This window comes from Noviherbaspirillum saxi, from assembly GCF_003591035.1.
GTDB lineage: Bacteria > Pseudomonadota > Gammaproteobacteria > Burkholderiales > Burkholderiaceae_D > Noviherbaspirillum > Noviherbaspirillum saxi.
The window spans coordinates 1,477,039-1,496,730 of the sequence record NZ_QYUO01000001.1 but is presented as its reverse complement, the minus strand read 5'-3'; the positions used below and the strand labels follow the sequence as shown (position 1 = coordinate 1,496,730).

The window sequence follows — 19,692 nt, the reverse complement described above, 5'->3', positions numbered from 1 at the left end:
CGGAATCTAAATGCGCCCGCATGACTGGAAATCAAGCGGCCTCATATGGCATATCGCCATAGCGTCTGAGTCAAAGCCACGAGAATACATGCGCTTACAGCTTCCAGTCGTGCCAGACCGGGGTCACCGATGGAGGGAGGTTGGGCAACGCGCCCAGTTCTGTATGCGATTCGCCGGGAGCATGGAAATCGGAACCGCGCGACGCCAGCAATCCGTACTTGCGCGCCACATTGGCGTACACATCGTACTCGTCTGGCGTATGGCTACCGGTAATCACTTCCACTCCGGCACCGCCGTAGCGCTTGAACTCGTTGAGCAGCGCGTCCAGCGCCACATCGTACAGATCATAGCGACCGGGATGGGCAATGACCGCAATGCCCCCTGCCCCGCGAATCCATGTAACCGCATCCTTGAGGGTGGTCCAGCGGTGCGGAACGTAGCCGGGCTTACCTTCGATCAAGTAATTGCTGAACACTTCAGGAATATCCTTGCACACGCCCAGTTCGATGATATAGCGGGCAAAATGCGTGCGCGAGATCAGGTCCGGGTTGCCGACATACTTGAGCGCCCCCTCGAAGGCATTCGGAATGCCGACCTCGGCGAGCTGCGCGGCCATCGCGTGCGCACGCTTTTCGCGGCCGGAACGGGTCTGGATCAATCCCTGTTTCAGGTCTTCGTTGTTTTCGTCGAATTGCAGTCCGACGATATGGATGGTCTGGGACGCCCAGGTAACGGAAATTTCCACGCCCGTTACATAACGCATGCCCAGCGCATGCGCAGCTTCGCGGGCTTCCGGAATACCGTCGACTTCGTCGTGATCGGTCAATGCCCACACGTCCACACCGTTTGCCTTGGCGCGCGCGGCTACCTCGCCTGGCGGCAGCGCACCATCGGAAACGTTGGAATGGCAATGCAGGTCGACGTTCAACATGGAAATTTCTTGAGTAGGGACATGAGCCTTATTGTACGCCGAAGTCGCGGTCCGAAACGGCGCGCCGGCCACGGCCTGGCTTGTCCGGCTACAGGAAATCTTCGATCAATCCTGCCAGCTCTTCCGGCTGGTCGTGGTGCAGCATATGACCGGCGTTTTCGATCATTGCCGTTCTGACATTTGCAAAAAATCCTATGCGCCTGTCGATTTCCAAGCGCGCGCTTTCTTTCGGGCCCATCCAGCGCCAGGCTTCGGTGTCGGTGGCTTCCACCCACAAGACCGACGCCGTGATCGACTTCCAGCAAGCCAGCGCCTCTTCGACGCGATATAGAATCGGACTGATCAGCTTGTGCGCAGGATCGCCGAGAATTTCCCATTCACCCTGCTTGTTGTGTGCAGACCAATGCGCCGAAAGAAAAGCCGCACGTTCATCGGTAAGGCGTGGATTGGTTTTTTGCAGACGGGCCGCGACCTCGGCCTGGCTTGCATATGCACGCATGGTCGGCACTTCGCGCAATTCATCGAGCCATTTTGCATAGCGCCCCGGGGCTTGGTCAGGCTTGGTTGTCGGCATGCCGAAGCCTTCGAGATTGATCAGCTTGCGGATGCGTGCGGGACGAACGCCGGCATAAAGCGTGCACACGTTGCCTCCCATGCTGTGTCCGAGCAGGTTGACCGCTTCCTCGGGCGAGTAATGGGCAAGGATCGCATCCAGGTCGCCCATGTAATCGGGGAACCAATAGCAATCCGCTCCCGGCACTGCCGTCAGTCCAAACCCGCGCCAGTCGGGCGCGATGACATGCCAGTCTTTCTTGAGGCAATCGACTACGAATTGGAACGATGCGGAGACATCCATCCAGCCATGCATCATGAATATTTTCGGATTGCCTTCTTCACCCCAGTGACGCACGTGATATTGCAGGCCGCGAACGGGAATGTATTCGGAACGGGAAGATTTCATCGGCAGGCGCATGCGGGGTGGTTGATGGTAGATTGCAGATAAATCGGCATAATGGAAAGGCTGCAAACATGCCAGATTTGCAGAATAAACGAACGACCGTTCTATAATTATACCGGAGAGGACATGTCTTTTGCATCCCATCAGTCGCAGCCTGATCGCTATCAGGAGCTTTACACAAACTTCCAATGGCATGTTCCCGAGCAACTGAACATCGCGGATGTATGTTGCGCACGCTGGGCGGACACGCCGTCGAGAATCGCGATCCACTACGAAGACGACGAAGGAAAGACCGCCACCTTCACCTATTCCGAACTGCACCATCAGGCGAATCGGCTTGCAGCGGTGCTGCAGGGGCTGGGGGTATCCAAGGGCGACCGCGTCGCCATCGTGCTGCCTCAGCGCCCGGAAACCGCGGTAGCGCACATTGCCTGCTACCGGCTTGGCGCGGTGGCCATGCCGCTGTCCATCCTCTTTGGCCCCGACGCTCTCGAATATCGTCTGCAAAACAGTGAAGCTACCGTCGCAGTCGTCGATCAGGCGGGACTGCAGAATTTGCTGGACACGCGCGCAAACTGCCCATCGCTGCGCCATGTGATCGCAGTGGAATGCGCAACCGGCGACATGCTCGACTGGCACCGGGAACTCGCCGCCGCGGCCGACAGTTTCGATCCGGTGACTACACTTGCCACCGACCCTGCCGTTCTGATTTACACCAGTGGCACCACCGGTGCGCCGAAAGGCGCGCTGATTCCGCATTCGGCCATCATCGGCAATCTGACCGGCTTCGTCGCTTCACAGAACTGGTTTCCGCAAGAGGGGGACGTATTCTGGTCTCCGGCAGACTGGGCCTGGACCGGCGGCCTGATGGATGCCTTGCTGCCGTCGTTGTATTTCGGCATGCCCATTCTTGGCTACCGCGGCCGCTTCTCTGCCGAGACGGCGTTCCATCTGCTCGAAAAGTACGGAATAACGAACACCTTCCTGTTTCCGACCGCGCTCAAGATGATGATGAAGGCCGTCCCCGCACCGCGCGATCGGTATACGCTCAAGCTGCGCGCCATCATGAGCGCCGGCGAAGCGGTGGGCGATGCAGTCTTCAACTGGTGCGAGACAGCGCTTGGCGTGCCGCCGAACGAGATGTTCGGCCAGACCGAAATGAACTACATCGTCGGCAACAGCATCCATCAATGGCCGGCCAAGCCCGGCAGCATGGGGCGACCGTATCCGGGACACAGAGTGGCCGTGATCGATGACGAAGGCAATCTGGTCAAGCCGGGAGAGACCGGTGAAGTCGCCTTGAACAAGACCGATATCCATGGATACCCTGACCCGATTTTCTTCATCGGCTACTGGAAAAATCCGGAGGCGACCCGCAACAAATATACCGGCGATTGGTGCCGCACCGGCGATCTCGCCTTGGTCGACGAAGACGGCTATCTTTGGTATCAGGGGCGCGCCGACGACATGTTCAAGGCAGCCGGCTATCGGATCGGGCCGTCGGAAATCGAGAACTGCCTGGTCAAGCATGCGGCGGTCGCCAATGTGGCGGTGGTGCCAAAACCCGACGCGGAGCGCGGCAACATCGTCAAGGCATTCGTGGTGCTGACACCCGATGTCGTGCGCGGCGCAGAGGGCGATCAGCGATTGATTGCGGAACTGCAGGCTCATGTGCGCGGCAAGCTTGCGCCTTACGAGTATCCAAAAGAAATCGAGTTTATCGACGCGCTACCGATGACCACGACCGGAAAGGTCCAGAGGCGTGTGCTCCGACTTCTAGAACAGGAGCGCGCAGCCAAACCGTAGTAAGACGGTGCGCCGATTAACCGAACAGGCTGGCCAGCCGGAACGATGAGCGCACGCCAAGCTCCCGGAAATTATCCTGGAGCCAGATACCGGCACATTTGCGGCCTTCCTCGTACAAGCCCTGAATAAAGGCCGGCTGTGCATTCATCTTGCTGTGCTGGCTAAGCTGGCTCATCAACGCTTGCGATTCGACCACGTGCATATTCAACTGCCGCAACCGTCGTTCCAGCTTTCCGAACGCGATCCAGCCGTGCCTTGCCTCGCGCTGGGCCAGCATCAGCCCCTGCAACTCGGTAAAGAAAGTGGAGCTGAATCCCATCTCGGTCAGGCGATGCCAGATTTCATCCGCCGTCTTCGGCACCTTCAGGCGCGGCTCGGGATGCAGCAACACCACCATCATGTCGCGCGCAGAGCACTTTTGCACTAGCGGAAACAAAGGCGGGTTCGACGTCAGTCCGCCATCCCAATAAGCTTCGCCATTGATTTCCACCGCCCGGTGCAGCAACGGCAGACAAGCCGATGCGAGCAGCACGTCAATATTGATCTGCTTGTTGCGAAAGAGTTTGAGAGTCCCAGTACTGACTTGCGTGGTGGCGATGAAGAGACGAATCTTCCCTTTCGCGCGCAACAATTCGAAATCCACCTGCTGCGCCAATATGTCGCGCAATGGATTGATGTCGAAAGGATTCAACTGGTACGGAGAAAAATACCGGGTCAGCGACAGCAAGGGCCTGATGCCTGCGGGCGGCGCGGAGTTCATCGCAAGGCCCGAACGATTTTTCAGCATGTCGGGTACCACGCTGAACGGTGCCCGCATACTCACGCTTTCCCAAAAATCACGCAGTGCCTGGCGACCGCCTTCGCGGCCGCCGGCCGCCAACCCGTAAGCCATGACAACGGCATTCATTGCGCCAGCGCTGGCGCCGCTAATGCCCTCTATCTCGATTCGTTCATCCTGCAACAGCCGGTCCAGGACTCCCCAAGTGAATGCCCCATGGGAGCCCCCGCCCTGCAGGGCAAGGGTAATGGTCTTCCTGTGCATGTTTGCCTATTCCTGTAGTACGCCTTACTCGGCGTAAAGTGTTTATTACTTGCCATCGCTTCGACGAGCCGGCGTTGGCTCGCCTGGCGATTTATGGCGTAAGGACGCCTCCTCAATGAGGGAAGCGGAATGACTCGCAGGCTTCGTTACGCTGCGAAGATTGACTTGTGGATTGCTGGGCGCAGCGAGCGCCTTATTCTTTTTTCTGTGCGTCCTGCGCCTTGTTTTCCAGCTTTTCGCCGGCTTGCTGCATACCTTGGCCGGCCTTTTCAGCAACCTTGTTGAGTTCCTCGCCGGCGCGCTTGGCAGCCTGATCAAGCTGTGCACCTGCTCGCTCGGCAGGGCCTTTTTCGCCCGATGCAACATCCTGTTTTTCGCATGCGCCCAACAAGACGATGAACGACGCGGCCGTTATGAATGAAAGTGTTGATTTGGAGAGATTCGACATGGCTTACCCCCTATGCGTTTGCTGAACATGACATCCGGTCGAAACGGCTGCGGGTCTGATACATGCCTTGCGAATGCCAAGAGCACTGTGCCGACATACCGGATAACGACCTTTCAGATGCAAAGACCCACATAAGTGGCGCAAGTTTCATTGAGCGTTTGCAACACTGCAATAAACTTGTGATTCCTCAGTCAAACGAAAAAAAACGAGTACAGGTCAGAGTTGCAAAGCCGCAAGTTCGGCGTCGCTGAAACCGGCCGCCTTTCGCGCTTCAAGATTGAATGGTCCGCGCAATATCGGCGCCTTGTATTGCAATGCAAGCTCTGCATATGCCCGAACCGGATCCAGGCCGCGCTCCATGCAAAGCCATGCGTACCAACGGTTGCCGACCGCCACATGACCGATCTCGTCGCGCAGGATGATGTCAAGTATCTGTGCCGCGGGCAGATCGCCGGCTTGTGCCAGCTTTGCGCGCACCCCAGGTGAGGCGTCAAGGCCGCGGGCTTCCAATGTGCGTGGTACCAGCGCGATACGCGCGAGCACATCGCCAGAAGTTTTTTCCGCCATGTCCCACAAACTATTGTGAGCGGGAAAATCTCCGTAGGCGTAGCCGAGTGTACGCAGGTGCGCGTTGAGCAGTGAAAAATGCAGGGCTTCCTCGTCAGCCACTTTCAACCAGTCTGTGTAATAGGCTTCAGGCATGCCTGCAAAACGCCACATTGCATCAAGCGCCAGATTGATGGCATTGAATTCGATATGCGCCAATGCATGCACCAATGCGGCCCTTCCCTCCACGGTACGCATTGAACGGTGCTTCACCGCACGGGGCGGCACAAGCTCAGGACGCGACGGACGTCCTGGTATTGCATGGCGTGGCAGCAGGACAGTACGGACATCGAGATGCAATTGTCCGGCGGCCCAATTTCTTGCCAAGGCATTGACGCCCTCCACTTTTGTTGCGGGGTCTCCGGCTTCGAGCCAGTAGAGCGCCGCTTCTCGAAGATCCCTGGCGGCAACGATGTGGTCGGACGATGATGCGTTCATGCGAGCGGCGGTAAAATGTCGGTTTTTGAAGCAAACCCCTCATTCTACGGAAATACATGGCCATCTACCAATTGGGCGAGCATGTCCCCGATATTGACCCATCCGCATATATTGCCGATACGGCGAACATCATCGGCAAGGCGAAGGTCGAAGCCAACGCAAGCATCTGGTTCGACGTCACGATACGGGGCGACAACGAATTAATCACCATCGGCGAAAACAGCAATGTCCAGGAAGGCTGCATCTTGCACACGGATCCCGGCTATCTGTTGACTGTCGGCAAAAACGTCACGGTGGGCCATCAAGCCATGCTGCATGGTTGCACGATAGGCGAAGGCTCGCTGGTCGGCATCCAGGCCGTCATCCTCAACGGTGCAAAAATCGGCAAGAACTGCCTGGTCGGTGCTGGCGCCCTTGTCACCGAAGGCAAGGAGTTTCCCGACAACTCCCTGATCATCGGTTCGCCGGCCAAGGCGGTTCGCACGCTGAACGAGGAAGACATAGCGCGCATGCATCGCAACACGGGCAATTACGTCAAGCGCGGCCAACTGTTCAAGCAAGAGTTAAAACGAATCGGGTAATGATGGAAACAATGGATACGCTGCAACGATTTATTTTCGAGAATGCCGCCGTACGCGGTGAATTTGTCGAAATCTCGGAAACCTGGAAACAAGTGCAGGCGCGGAAAGCTTATCCCACCGCTGTCCGCACCTTGCTGGGCGAGATGATAGCGGCGGCAGCTTTGCTGTCGGCCAATCTCAAGTTCAACGGCATGTTGATCATGCAGATGCATGGTGATGGGCCGGTACGTCTGCTGGTCGTGGAATGCGATTCGGACCTGCAGTTGCGTGCGACGGCAAAACTGGCTGACGACGTCGTGATCGCCGATGACGCTACGCTGACGGAACTGGTGAATCTTCACGGCCACGGTCGTTTCGTCATCACGCTGGACCCGAAGGAAAAACTGCCTGGCCAGCAGCCTTACCAGGGCATCGTACCGCTGGACGGCGATACGGTCGCGGTCGTGATCGAAAACTACATGCTGCGCTCCGAACAGCTTGATACCAAGCTTTGGCTGGCAGCGGACGCGACGGTCTCGCGTGGCCTGCTGCTACAGAAACTGCCGAAGGAAGGCGGAATCGGCGCACCGGGCAGCGAGGATGCGGAAGCCTGGCATCACACCGTGATGCTTGCATCGACGCTACGCAGGGATGAAATGCTGGCGACCGATATCAACACCTTGATGCATCGACTGTTCTGGGAAGAGACGATACGCGTATTCGAGCCGCGCCATCCCTCATTCTATTGCAGCTGCAATCGGGAGAAAGTCGGCAACATGCTCAAGATGCTGGGCAAGCCGGAGGTCGATTCCGCTCTGGAGGACTTGGGCAAACTGGCAATCGACTGCGATTTTTGCGGCCAGCATTATGACTTCGATAAGGTGGATTGTGCGCAGTTGTTCGCCACGGAACATACCAGCGATGCAATTCAACCGGCAGGCAATGTAAAACATTAATGACGGGCTGAGGTCTTAGTGAGCGTACGCAGTAGTTGATTTCAGTCAGCTTGAGGGGCCGGGGCGACGCTAGAGCAATTTCACCCTGACTGTGCCGTCGATGCCGGACGATTTGCCTGCGGCACGGCGTTACGCCTCCTTGCCATGGCTAGCCATGTCGCGTCGCCGCGCCTTGTTCCACAGCCAAATCGCCTCGGCCTCGCCTGGCAAGTCAGGGTGAAACTGCTCTAGCCGGGGCAGGCTGAGCACCATTCGGCTGCAGAATCTGGATAAAAATCTCGCCATCCTTGATCATGCCCAGCTCATAACGGGCGCGTTCTTCAACGGCGCCGGTGCCATCCCGCAGATCCTTGACTTCGGAATTAAGCTTCGCGTTACGGGCCTTGAGTTCTTCGTTCTTCTTCTGAGCCGCGGAAACCTGCTTGTCCAGATCCCATACACGCAACCACCCTCCCTTACCCATCCACAAAGGGATCTGGATCAGGATAAGTAATGCCGCAAGACTGACGGTGATTAAACGCATGCCGACATTGTAGTGGGGTCGTTATAAAAAATGGGAGCCGCGGCTCCCATTTTTTGCTTCCACGCTACACTCGCGCGTCAGACTTCGTTTTCCACTTATACCAAAAGCGAAGATCAGCGCAGGTTGTAGAAAGCGCTACGTCCCGGATAGCTGGCGATATCGCCGAGGTCTTCTTCGATACGCAGCAACTGGTTGTATTTTGCCATGCGGTCGGAACGGGACATCGAACCGGTCTTGATCTGCAGCGCATTGGTGCCCACTGCGATATCGGCAATCGTGGCGTCTTCGGTTTCGCCGGAGCGATGCGAAATCACGGCGGTGTAGCCGGCGCGCTTAGCCATTTCAATCGCAGCAAACGTCTCGGTCAATGTACCGATCTGATTGATCTTGATCAGGATCGAATTGGCGATATTTTTCTGGATGCCTTCGCGCAGGATCTTGGTATTGGTGACGAACAGGTCGTCGCCCACCAGCTGAACCTTCTTGCCCAGCGCGCCAGTCAGCGTCGCCCAGCCTTCCCAGTCGTTTTCCGCCATGCCATCTTCGATCGAGATGATCGGATACTTATCGCACCAAGTCGCGAGCAGATTGGTAAAGTCGGCCGACGACAGCGACAGGCCTTCGCCATGCAGCTGGTACTTGCCATCCTTGTAAAATTCCGACGCCGCGCAATCCAGGCCCAGTGCAATCTGGGTGCCCGGCTCATAGCCGGCTTGTTCGATCGCTTGCAGAATCAACTTGATCGCTGCTTCGTGGTTGTCGACCGAGGGAGCAAAACCGCCCTCGTCGCCGACCGCGGTCGTCAACTTCTTGTCGTGCAGGATCTTCTTCAGCGTGTGGAACACTTCGGCGCCATAGCGAATCGCTTCGCGGAAGCTCGGTGCGCCAACCGGGATGATCATGAATTCTTGCAGGTCGAGATTGTTATCCGCATGCGCGCCGCCGTTGATGACATTCATCATCGGCACCGGCATCTGCATGGCGGCCGAACCGCCAAAATAGCGATACAGCGGCAGGCCGGATTCTTCGGCAGCGGCTTTTGCGACAGCCATGGAAACGGCCAGCGTAGCGTTGGCACCGAGGCGGGCCTTGTTTTCAGTTCCGTCGAGATCGATCAGAGTGCGGTCGAGGAATGCCTGTTCGTTGGCATCGAGGCCCATGATGGCTTCGGAGATTTCGGTATTGATGTTCTCGCAGGCCTTGAGTACGCCTTTGCCGAGGTAACGGCTCTTGTCGCCGTCGCGCAGTTCGATCGCTTCGCGCGAACCGGTGGAGGCGCCGGATGGAACGGCTGCACGGCCCATGACGCCGGATTCCAGCAGGACGTCGCATTCGACGGTAGGGTTGCCGCGCGAGTCGATTACTTCACGGCCGATGATGTCAACGATGGCACTCATTCAGTTCTCCCAATTTCAAAGAAAATTTTCATAAGGCGCGCCCGGCGCACCTGATCACTGCAATCACAGCGGTATTATTCATGGATGGGCGCAACGCGCCCCGGAAAAACGCAAATCCGCTCAGGAAAAGTCGCTTTCGATAAAACCGGTTTTCTTGACGACCCGATCGAGCTCGATCAATGTCGCAAGCAAATCCTTCATGCGGCCGAGTGGCACTGCGTTCGGTCCGTCCGACATGGCTTCCGCCGGATTCGGATGGGTTTCCATGAACAGGCCGGAGATGCCGGCGGCAACTGCGGCACGCGCCAGGACAGGAACGAATTCACGCTGTCCGCCGGACGACGTACCCTGCCCGCCCGGCAACTGCACCGAGTGGGTAGCGTCGAACACAACCGGGCAACCGGTTTCACGCATGATGGCCAGCGAACGCATGTCGGATACAAGGTTGTTGTAGCCGAAGGATACGCCGCGTTCGCAAGCCATGAAGTTATCCTGCTCAAGACCCGCTTCCTGTGCGGCAGCGCGTGCCTTGTCAATGACGTTCTTCATATCGCCGGGAGCCAGAAACTGCCCCTTTTTGATGTTGACCGGTTTGCCAGACTGCGCGCAGGCGCGGATGAAATCGGTCTGACGGCACAGGAACGCCGGCGTTTGCAGTACGTCCACTACGGCAGCGACCGGTTTGATTTCGTCAATCTCGTGAATGTCCGTGAGGACAGGCACATCCAGCTGCTTCTTGACCTCGGAAAGAATGTCGAGGCCCTTTTCCATGCCAAGTCCACGGAAAGACGTGCCCGACGAACGGTTCGCCTTGTCGAACGACGACTTGTAGATAAAGGGAATGCCTAGTTCGGCAGTCAGTTCTTTCAGGCGTCCCGCAGTATCGAGCGCCATTTGCTGCGACTCGATCACGCAGGGACCGGCGATCAGAAAGAACGGCCGGTCGAGGCCAACTTCAAATCCGCACAGCTTCATGCCGCTTTCCTTTGCGCGGACGATGCCTGCCTCTGTGCAAGCGCCGCCTTAATGAAGGAGATGAACAAGGGATGACCGTCACGCGGGGTCGATTTGAACTCGGGGTGATACTGCACGCCGACATACCAGGGGTGCGCGTTGTCGCCGGTGCGCGGCAGTTCCATGATCTCGCACAGGTTCTCGGTCGGCGTACGGGCGGAGACCACGAGGCCGGCTTCTTCCACGCGTCCGAGATAGTGATTGTTTGCCTCGTAGCGATGGCGATGGCGTTCCGTCACTTCGTCGCCATAGATTTCGGCGGCGATCGTGTCCGGCTTCACGGCGCAGGTCTGCGCGCCAAGGCGCATGGTGCCACCGAGGTCGGAATTGACATCGCGCTTCTCGACCTTGCCGTCATGGTTTTGCCATTCGGTGATCAGGGCCACGACCGGATGGGCGGTATCGGGATCGAACTCGGTCGAGTTGGAGTTCGCGAGTCCGGCCTTGTTGCGTGCAAACTCGATCAGCGCGACCTGCATGCCGAGACAGATGCCCAGATACGGTACCTTGCTCTCGCGAGCGTACTTGGCGGCAGCAATCTTGCCTTCGACGCCGCGTTTACCGAAGCCGCCCGGCACGAGGATCGCATCGTATTTCTCAAGCGCAGAAATGCCGCGCTCTTCGATTTCTTCCGAGTCGATGTATTCGATGTTGACGCGGCTCTCGGTATGGATGCCGGCATGACGCAGCGCTTCGGTCAGCGATTTGTAGGATTCGGTCAGGTCGACATACTTGCCTACCATGCCGATGGTGACTTCCGCCTTCGGATGCTCGAGCGCAAACACCAGCTTGTTCCAGACCGACAGATCCGCCGGTTGCGGCGACAGGCCAAGCTTGTCGCAGACGATGCGGTCCAGTCCCTGGTCGTGCAGCATCTGAGGAATCTTGTAAATCGTGTCGGCGTCCCAGACGGAGATGACCGCGTCTTCCTGGACATTGGAAAACAGCGAGATCTTGGCGCGCTCGTCGTCGGGAATGCGACGGTCGGCACGGCACAGCAGCGCGTCAGGCGAAATACCGATTTCGCGCAGCTTCTGCACACTGTGCTGGGTCGGCTTGGTCTTGAGCTCGCCAGCGGAAGCGATGTAAGGCACGAGCGTCAGATGCACAAACGCGGCGGCATTGCGGCCGGCGCGCAGGCTGAGCTGACGGGACGCCTCAAGGAAAGGCAGGGATTCGATATCGCCGACGGTGCCGCCGATCTCGACCAGCGCCACGTCAAATCCTTCGGCGCCGCGATGAATGTAATCCTGAATTTCGTTCGTGATGTGCGGGATTACCTGTACGGTCTTGCCGAGGTATTCGCCGCGACGTTCCTTGCGGATTACGGATTCGTAGATTTGGCCGGTGGTGAAGTTGTTGTGCTTCTTCATCTTCGCGGTGATGAAACGCTCGTAATGCCCGAGGTCAAGATCCGTTTCGGCGCCGTCGTCGGTGACAAACACTTCGCCGTGCTGGAATGGACTCATCGTACCCGGATCCACGTTGATATACGGGTCGAGCTTGATAAGAGTGACTTTGAGGCCGCGCGATTCAAGGATCGCAGCGAGAGAAGCGGCTGCAATCCCTTTACCGAGGGATGAAACAACGCCGCCAGTAACGAATACAAACTTGGTCATTGCTGGAGATGTGCCGAACGGCACGTGCGGGAAATTCAAATTATACCCCAAACCGGTTTGCCGATTCTCGACTTTGCCGGTTTTTGTCTTTCTCTACTGGATATCTGTCCAGGGATTCCAAGATCAGGGTATGTTCAAGGCGTGTAGGAAAATTGCATGTGCAAATAGTTCTGCGCCCCGGCAGAATTCGATAATCCGCGGATTTCATTGCCTTTGCGGACCAGTCCGACGCGGGCGCCATATGTTCCGTCGTTCCAGGCAAAGCCGATTTCCGCTTCTCCGACCAGGCGTTTCGGATCGACGGTATGTGGATTGTTTCTGGAAAAATAGCCACCCTGCAGCGTAGCGTTGTATCCCACTATCTTGAGGTCGGCGTGCAAATATCCGTACAGTGCAGGCTGCCGGGGTAAAAGATTCAGCCGACCGGCCCGGGCGGTGAATCCCGCACCGATATCCGTAAAGATATTGCCGAAGCGGCCGTGCAGCGCAGGTGTCAGATCGAACGCCTCGGCACGCCAGCTGACCGGCGCCAGTTCGCCGTGGAACACCACGCCGATTTCATTTCTAACCTGGCGCGACCAGCCTTGCGGCAGCGGCTGATCGATGACACGGTGAAAATTAGTCTGCGTCCATCGGCCGCCGGCACAGGGGCCCAGGCAGCCGATATCCATTCCGGTCTTGGAATACGTACCGTCCTCGCGATGCACTTCCTTGAATACCCCGCCGTGCAGCCACCCTGCATAGGGATGGTCGGGTGCTCCAACCTGGGCGGGTGGAAGCTTGATATCCGATGCGGTGTACAGATCCTGCGCGATGCGCCAGCCGAATACCGTTGTTTGCCCGACCTGGCGGACAGTATGAATTTGCGCGTAATTCTTGCCGCTGGTATAGAAACCGTCGTTTCGGTTCAGCAGCAGCGTATCGTTATCAATGCCTACAATATGCGAGATTTTTCCGCTTTCACGCGCCTGAGCAAAGCCCGAAAAAAAATCCGAAACCGGATTGGCGCGCGCAACGACAGCGCATATCGACAAGCCGGCAGCGATAATCAGCTTGCCCAGGAATGGCGCGGGATTATTTGTGCGCATGCGCGGCTCGATTCGAAAGAAGGGACTTGATCATTTCATGGGTTGCCGCCGCCGCTCTATCCGGCGACTCCATCGGGAACAGGTGACCACCCGGAATTTGCGTATAGTGCTTGCCGACCAGTCTTTTCGTCGCGACCAGGCCAGCCTGGCGGCATTCGATCGAATCGATTCCGCCGACAAAGCCGACAGGCACAGGAAAGTTGCGCCCCACCAGCGAACCGATATGATGCGGCAAACTGCGATAGACCGCTGTCTCGGTTTCTCGTGTGAAGCGAAGTGTCACGCCTTCCTGATCGGAAGCGGGTTTCAGGCCGTGTTGCAGGTAGTCGCGCAAGACTTGTTCGGGCCAAATCGCGAACATGGGCTTTGCCGCGTAATGCGTATATGCCGCTTCGGCATCCGGCCAGTGATTGCGCCGCTTCTCGGAAAATTTTGCCGGCGAAAACTTCTTGTCGGCACCGACCTGCTTTGCCCAACGTAGAAGGAAGGCGCGCCAGCCGGCAACCACGGGAGAATCCAGCAGGACGACGCACCGCACCAGGTCAGGGCGCGCCTTTGCGGCCAACAGGCTAAGCATGCCGCCCATCGAATGCCCGACCAGCACGACCGGCTCGCGGTGCCGCGCCTGCAAATCGTCCAGCAATTCCCGCGTCAATGCGCTCCAGCCATTCGTGACCGGATAGGCTGGATTATGTGCATGCATATCCAGTGCGTCCACCTGGTAGTGCTTCTTCAGGTGTTCGAAAAAGACGCGGTAAGTCCCGGTCGGAAAGCTATTGGCGTGCGCGAAATGAAGAATAGGTCGGGTCATGTGAAGAATCAGGAAATCGGGGCAACGCTCTGATCAGTTATCAGGCTCACCGGGATTGTAATGTGATTATTACGGACGAGTGCAGTACCACATTGCCGCCGGTTCGAGTCTACGGTTAGCGCCCATACCAGTAACGCGCATGTTCACTGCGATACTCGTGCAATACAGGGGGTTCATCGCGACCATTGAATTTCAGGGTAAGCGCGCCGGCTTCGTCTGTACGAACACGCTGGATGTTCAGCTCTCCATAGCGCTCATACACTTCTTTTTTCGGATGCCGGTAGCGGTTGCGATAACCAACCTGAAACAAGGCGATCTTGGGCTGAACCGCATCGAGAAACTGCCGCGTCGAGGATGTGCCGCTGCCGTGATGCGGCGCGAGCAACACGGTGGAACGAAGGGCATCGCCTCGCTCGGCAGCCAATGCTGCTTCCTGTGCGGCTTCGATATCGCCGGGCAAAAGCATCGACTGCGATCCGATTGCCAATCTCAAGGTACAGCTCCTGGCGTTAGGCTTCCATTTGGTGCTCTCATAGCTTTCCGAAGACGGATGCAGCATATCGAATCTGACACCGTCCCATTGCCATCCTTGCCCTGCTGCGCATCGCTCGTGCGTGACCGCCTGCAGTGCAATCGGATGATCCAACGGCAGCGACGACAGCAACTTTTCCACCTTGACATCGCGCAGCACGGACAAGGCTCCGCCGGAGTGGTCGTTGTCACTGTGCGAAACGACCAGTGCATCCAGACGGTCGATGCCTCGGGCTTTCAGATAGGGAAGGATGACGCGGTTGCCGCCGTCGGACTCGGGAGAAAAAGATGGCCCCGTATCGTAAAGCAGGCGACGTTGCGGAGTCTCGATGAGCAGTGCCATGCCCTGCCCCACGTCAAAGGCCGTGACCCAGGCCTCACCTTCTTCCGGGCGGGTCGGAACCAAAAGCAGCACCGGCACCAAACCAAGGACGCCGAGCCAGCGCACCGGCCAGCCAGGCGGTGCGAGCATCCATAGCGTACCGAGCAATGCCGCCAAAAACGCCCACCATGACGGCAACGGACTAGTCCACACGGCGATCCTGGATGCGCTGAGCCAGCTCAGCAGATGCGCCAGCGACTCCACAAGAAAATGCGCCAGTCCGAGCACCCAAGCCGACAAGGGCGAAGGCAGCATGCTACCGATCAGCGACAGTGGCGTGACGACAAAGCTGATCAATGGAATGGCGATTGCGTTAGCGATCGGGCTGATCAGTGAAACCTGACCGAACAGAAGCAGGGTCAACGGCACCAGTCCAATTGTGATCGCGTACTGGGTATGAACCGCAGCTTTCAATGAAAGAAAGCCGCGCGTGCCATATGACTCGGCAGCACGGGCATGGCCTTGTGCTCGGCCTGTCGTTGCAAAAAGCAGAATCCCGACCGCGCCGAACGACAGCCAGAATCCAGGCCACAGCACCGCCCAGGGATCGATCATGACGACGACACCCAGGGCCAAACAAAGCACATGCGACACGCTGGTAGCTCGACCAAACCAAAGCGCGAGCGCCACCACCGACAGCATGTACAGCGTACGCTGAGCAGGAATACCGAACCCGGCAAGCAACACATACAGCAAGGCGATCCCGGCACCGGCGAGTGCGGCGGCTTTATGCGCAGGCAGAAGCAGCGGTAACTGCGCATTGGTAAAAAACGAACGTCGCCAAAGCCCGAATACCATGGCGGAAAACAATCCGGCGATCATGGTGATATGAAGACCGGATATGGAAATCAGGTGTCCGATGCCGCTGCGGTTGAACACCTGCCAGTCCGACTGGCTAACTGCGCGCTGATCCCCGATCACCAGCGCAACAATGACTCCGGCATATTCCTTATCCGGCAAGGCGTCATGAATGCGCTCACGCAGCCAGGCGCGGCAACGCTCGACAGCGTTTCCGGGTGTCGCGACGAATGTATCGATACGCATGTTTTTCAAGGAGGCGTTCTGGTCCGGACGCACATACCCGGTGGCACGCAAGTTCTGCTCCAGCAACCACACCTCATAATCGAATCCATGCGGGTTTGCGTTTCCGTGCGGCCGACGCAAACGCACCGTCAATTGCCAGCGCTCGCCGGGGCGTACGCTCCCGACTTTCTGCAACTCGTCCATCCGAAATGCCGAGTACCACGACAAGGCAAGTCGCGGCGGAATCACGTCGCGCGCTTCAACAGGCTCAACGACCCGTTCAACGGAAAAATTGAAACGCACACCCTGTTCGAAGCTGTACGGAAGGCTGTCAACGGTGCCAACCACGGTAAGGTCGCGACCTTCCCATGCGCCTGGCAGTTCGTGCATCAGATAATACTGAGCATACAAGCCGGCCCAGGCAAAGCCGATTACCGCGCCGCATGCGGCGAATGTGGTTATACGTGCGGTAGATATGGCGAGCCGGCGCGCAGCCGACAAGGCTATCGCAGACACAAGCAGCAACACCAATAGCACAGGGTTGGACAGGAGTGTTGCCTGAACCTGCAAGAGCGCGGCACCGGCCACCAGGCCGAGGATTACACTGCGCATGCGGTCAAACGAGTACTGTCAGACGTGGCAGAACCGACCGTGCATTGGCCGACGTCTGATACGCAATATCGGATTCGGACATGCCGCGCAGTTCCGCCAGCACCTGTCCGATTTGTGGCAACTGCTCCGGACTATTGCGTCCCGGGTGCACCCATGCGGGCGAGATATCCGGCGCATCGGTTTCCAGCACCAGCGCAGTTTCGGGCAATTCGGTAGCGAGCCTGCGGATTTGCAATGCTCTGGTAAAAGTCATCGCTCCGCCGAAGCCGAGCATGAAGCCGCGCCTGATGAATTCTTCCGCCTGCTGGAAGCTTCCGTTATAGGCATGGGCAATGCCACCCGCAACATCGATCCGGCGCAGGTATTTCAGGATCATGTCCTGTGAGCGTCGTACATGCAGCAGCACCGGCAGGCCGAAATCCCGCGCTATCTTTAACTGTCCGCTGTAGAACCGTTCCTGCTTCTCGCGCAATTCACCGGTGCCGAGACCTGGAATAAAAAAGTCCAGTCCTATTTCACCAATCGCCACAAACCGCGGATCGGTCATTGCTTCGCTCACTGTTGTGCGCAACAGGTCCAAGTCGTTCTCTTCCGCGGCGGGCACGAAGATCGGATGGATGCCGAGTGCATAGCAGCAGTTGCCGGCCCCATGGGCGAGCGTTTTTACCGTCGCAAAATTGCTTGTTGCTACCGCCGGGATCACAATCATCGATACGCCCTGCTGTCCCGCCCGCACCGCGACGTCGACATGCTCGCCGGCGAATTCGCTTGCATCCAGATGGCAGTGCGTATCAATCCACATAGGGATGCAAACCGTCTTCCGACAAACGCAGCACACGATCGCAATGACGCGCCAGTTCGATATCGTGCGTCACGATGACGAAGGCGGTGCCGAGCGTACGCGAGAGTTCCAGCATCAGATCGAAAGTCTTGTGCGCGGTGACACGGTCAAGATTGCCGGTCGGCTCATCGGCCAGCACGCAGGAAGGTTGGGTTACCAGCGCGCGGGCGAGTGCCACGCGCTGACGCTCGCCGCCGGACAGTTCACCGGGCACATGGGACACGCGCTTTTCCAGGCCAACGCGCGTCAATACCTGCAGCGCCGCGTCGCGCGCTTCGGCCCTGCTCTTGCGACGGATCATCAGCGGCATGCCGACATTGTCGAGCGCAGAAAATTCCGGCAGCAGATGATGGAACTGATAAACGAAACCGAGGGAATTGTTGCGCAGGTCGCCGCGCGTTTTTTCGTTCAGGCCGGCAAAGTCCTTGCCAAGCAGGCTGACGCTTCCAGCCGATGGCGTGTCCAGCCCGCCGAGCAAATGCAGCAGCGTCGATTTGCCGGAACCCGATGCACCGACGATGGCCACCCGTTCACCGCGCGAGACGCTGAAGTCAATGCCGTTCAAGACGCTGACGGAGTATTTTCCCTGGGTAAAAGTTTTCGCGAGACCGCGACAAGACAAGACTGTTTGATCCATCCTCATTCCAGCGACGTGTTGGCAAATACCGCTGCAACGCGGCTTTCCGGCATGCAAAGCGTGTTGCCTGCATACATGGGCTTGTGCTTATTCATAGCGCAGCGCTTCGGCGGGTCGCACATTGGCGGCGCGCCAGCTCGGGTACAGCGTCGCCAGGAAGGCGAGAATTACCGCAACACCGCCTATCCTCCAGACATCCGGCCAGCGCAGATCGGAAGGCAGAGATGTAATCAGGTAGATTTCCTTGGACAGGAATTGCACGCCGAGCATGCGCTCGATAAAGGGGACGATGACATCGATATTCATCGACACCAGCACGCCTAGGCCGACTCCAATCGCGGTACCGAGCAATCCAACCAGCGCTCCCTGGATCATGAAGATCTTCAGAATCGAAGCCGGCGATGCGCCAAGCGTGCGCAGGATGGCGATATCGGCTTGCTTGTCGGTGACCGTCATGACCAGCGTCGATACGAGATTGAAAGCTGCCACCGCGATGATCAGGGTAAGGATGATGAACATCATCCGCTTTTCGGTCTGCACGGCGGCGAACCATGTGCGGTTTTGTTTCGACCAGTCCAGTATCAGCAGGTTGCCGTTCAGGATGCGGGACAGCGTCAGCGCCACCTCAGGCGCACGCTGCATGTCTTCCACGCGCAGGCGCAAGCCGGAAGGCGCCTCCAGCTTGAACATGCGCATTGCGTCGTCGATATGGATAAAGGCGAGGCCGGAATCGTATTCATGGTGTCCGGCTTCGAAGATGCCGCCGACCGTAAACTGCTTGAGGCGAGGCAGGACGCCGGCCGGCGTGATCTGGCCCTGCGGGGCGATCATCGTGACCTTGTCGCCGACCTCGACATGCAGTCCACGTGCGAGTTCGCGTCCGAGAACGATATTGAACTCTCCGGATTTCAGATTATTGAAACTGCCATCGCGCACCTGCGAGGCCACATCGGATACCTTGGGTTCTTCCTCCGGAAGGACACCGCGAATGATCACCCCGCGCACGGTATCGTCCCGCGTCATCATGGCCTGCGCCGCCACATAAGGCGCGGCGCCCTTGACTTCCTTGACCTGCATCGCCTCTTTCGCGGTGACGTGCCAGTCCGGCAAACTACCGGAGGCATCGTACACTTCGATATGGGACAGCACCGACAGCATCCGGTCGCGCACTTCCTTCTGGAATCCGTTCATCACGGACAGCACGACGATCAGGGCGGCGACACCGAGGGCAATCCCCGCCATCGAAATCAATGATATGAATGAAATAAAACTGTTACGGCCGCTGCGCCGACCGGCGCGCGTATATCGCATGCCGACCAACCATTCGAACGGTAGTTTGTTAACAATACTCAAAAGAAAACTCCATGGAATAAGTCGCCGGATCGTCTGAGCGACGGATGAAGCGCCAATTTGTTCTGCTTAACCTTGCATAGAAGTTTGGCAACATCCGGCGAAGCCGAAGTTTGCCA

The 19,692-nt window shown here is 57.9% G+C and carries 18 protein-coding genes; 3 read left to right on the top strand and 15 right to left on the bottom strand.

The genetic code is table 11. From position 1 onward, the window contains the following. Positions 1–94: 94 nt before the first annotated feature. Positions 95–931 (bottom strand): 3',5'-nucleoside bisphosphate phosphatase, encoded by an 837-nt coding sequence (locus D3871_RS07030; protein ID WP_119768248.1) that lies wholly within the window; start codon positions 929–931, stop codon positions 95–97. 88 nt (positions 932–1,019) lie between these two features. Continuing rightward, a complete protein-coding gene (locus tag D3871_RS07025; RefSeq protein ID WP_199724737.1) occupies positions 1,020–1,892 on the bottom strand; it encodes an alpha/beta fold hydrolase in 873 nt (290 codons plus the stop codon). Positions 1,893–2,015: 123 nt separating this feature from the next. Between D3871_RS07025 and D3871_RS07020 the strand changes: the two genes are divergently transcribed. After that, positions 2,016–3,695, top strand: a complete 1,680-nt coding sequence (locus D3871_RS07020) for an acetate--CoA ligase (protein ID WP_119768247.1) — start codon at positions 2,016–2,018, stop codon at positions 3,693–3,695. A 16-nt stretch (positions 3,696–3,711) separates the two neighbouring features. On the opposite strand, the gene D3871_RS07015 is transcribed toward D3871_RS07020, so the two are convergent. From D3871_RS07015 to D3871_RS07005, 3 genes are all read right to left on the bottom strand, one after another. Further along, entirely contained in the window at positions 3,712–4,737 is a 1,026-nt protein-coding gene (locus tag D3871_RS07015) for a patatin-like phospholipase family protein (protein ID WP_119768246.1), read from the bottom strand. 193 nt (positions 4,738–4,930) lie between these two features. Continuing rightward, positions 4,931–5,185 carry a hypothetical protein gene (locus D3871_RS07010; RefSeq protein ID WP_119768245.1) on the bottom strand — a complete coding sequence of 85 codons (255 nt, stop codon included), beginning with the start codon at positions 5,183–5,185 and terminating at the stop codon, positions 4,931–4,933. Positions 5,186–5,401: 216 nt separating this feature from the next. Next, the gene (locus D3871_RS07005) at positions 5,402–6,229 is read right to left on the bottom strand and encodes a ferritin-like domain-containing protein (RefSeq protein WP_119768244.1); all 828 of its coding nucleotides are present in this window, start codon (positions 6,227–6,229) and stop codon (positions 5,402–5,404) included. A 56-nt stretch (positions 6,230–6,285) separates the two neighbouring features. Here D3871_RS07005 and D3871_RS07000 point away from each other — a divergent pair, with 56 nt between their 5' ends. Both D3871_RS07000 and hslO read left to right on the top strand, forming a co-directional pair. Next, positions 6,286–6,810: a gamma carbonic anhydrase family protein gene (locus tag D3871_RS07000; RefSeq protein WP_119768243.1), complete on the top strand. Its 525-nt coding sequence runs from the start codon at positions 6,286–6,288 to the stop codon at positions 6,808–6,810. Positions 6,811–6,812: 2 nt separating this feature from the next. Continuing rightward, positions 6,813–7,745, top strand: a complete 933-nt coding sequence (hslO, locus tag D3871_RS06995; protein ID WP_119768242.1) for an Hsp33 family molecular chaperone HslO — start codon at positions 6,813–6,815, stop codon at positions 7,743–7,745. A 211-nt stretch (positions 7,746–7,956) separates the two neighbouring features. On the opposite strand, the gene ftsB is transcribed toward hslO, so the two are convergent. The 10 genes from ftsB to D3871_RS06945 all read right to left on the bottom strand — a co-directional run bounded on the left by ftsB (position 7,957) and on the right by D3871_RS06945 (position 19,576). Further along, a complete protein-coding gene (ftsB, locus tag D3871_RS06990; protein WP_119768241.1) occupies positions 7,957–8,268 on the bottom strand; it encodes a cell division protein FtsB in 312 nt (103 codons plus the stop codon). Positions 8,269–8,381: 113 nt separating this feature from the next. After that, positions 8,382–9,665, bottom strand: coding sequence for a phosphopyruvate hydratase (eno, locus tag D3871_RS06985; protein WP_119768240.1), 1,284 nt, complete (start codon positions 9,663–9,665; stop codon positions 8,382–8,384). A 120-nt stretch (positions 9,666–9,785) separates the two neighbouring features. Continuing rightward, positions 9,786–10,640 carry a 3-deoxy-8-phosphooctulonate synthase gene (gene kdsA, locus D3871_RS06980; RefSeq protein ID WP_119768239.1) on the bottom strand — a complete coding sequence of 285 codons (855 nt, stop codon included), beginning with the start codon at positions 10,638–10,640 and terminating at the stop codon, positions 9,786–9,788. Next, on the bottom strand, positions 10,637–12,298 hold the full coding sequence (locus D3871_RS06975) for a CTP synthase (protein WP_119768238.1): 1,662 nt from the start codon (positions 12,296–12,298) through the stop codon (positions 10,637–10,639). The genes kdsA and D3871_RS06975 overlap by 4 nt, the downstream gene beginning before the upstream one ends. A 134-nt stretch (positions 12,299–12,432) precedes the next feature. Continuing rightward, positions 12,433–13,386 carry a lipid A deacylase LpxR family protein gene (locus D3871_RS06970; RefSeq protein WP_119768237.1) on the bottom strand — a complete coding sequence of 318 codons (954 nt, stop codon included), beginning with the start codon at positions 13,384–13,386 and terminating at the stop codon, positions 12,433–12,435. Then, a complete protein-coding gene (locus D3871_RS06965) occupies positions 13,373–14,197 on the bottom strand; it encodes an alpha/beta fold hydrolase (RefSeq protein WP_119768236.1) in 825 nt (274 codons plus the stop codon). The genes D3871_RS06970 and D3871_RS06965 overlap by 14 nt, the downstream gene beginning before the upstream one ends. A 115-nt stretch (positions 14,198–14,312) precedes the next feature. Next, positions 14,313–16,745, bottom strand: a complete 2,433-nt coding sequence (locus D3871_RS06960; protein WP_119768235.1) for a DNA internalization-related competence protein ComEC/Rec2 — start codon at positions 16,743–16,745, stop codon at positions 14,313–14,315. 4 nt (positions 16,746–16,749) lie between these two features. Then, on the bottom strand, positions 16,750–17,547 hold the full coding sequence (locus D3871_RS06955; RefSeq protein ID WP_119768234.1) for a TatD family hydrolase: 798 nt from the start codon (positions 17,545–17,547) through the stop codon (positions 16,750–16,752). After that, positions 17,537–18,223, bottom strand: coding sequence for a lipoprotein-releasing ABC transporter ATP-binding protein LolD (lolD, locus tag D3871_RS06950; protein ID WP_119768233.1), 687 nt, complete (start codon positions 18,221–18,223; stop codon positions 17,537–17,539). The genes D3871_RS06955 and lolD overlap by 11 nt, the downstream gene beginning before the upstream one ends. A gap of 87 nt (positions 18,224–18,310) precedes the next feature. Further along, positions 18,311–19,576: a lipoprotein-releasing ABC transporter permease subunit gene (locus D3871_RS06945; protein ID WP_119768232.1), complete on the bottom strand. Its 1,266-nt coding sequence runs from the start codon at positions 19,574–19,576 to the stop codon at positions 18,311–18,313. Positions 19,577–19,692 lie beyond the last annotated feature (116 nt).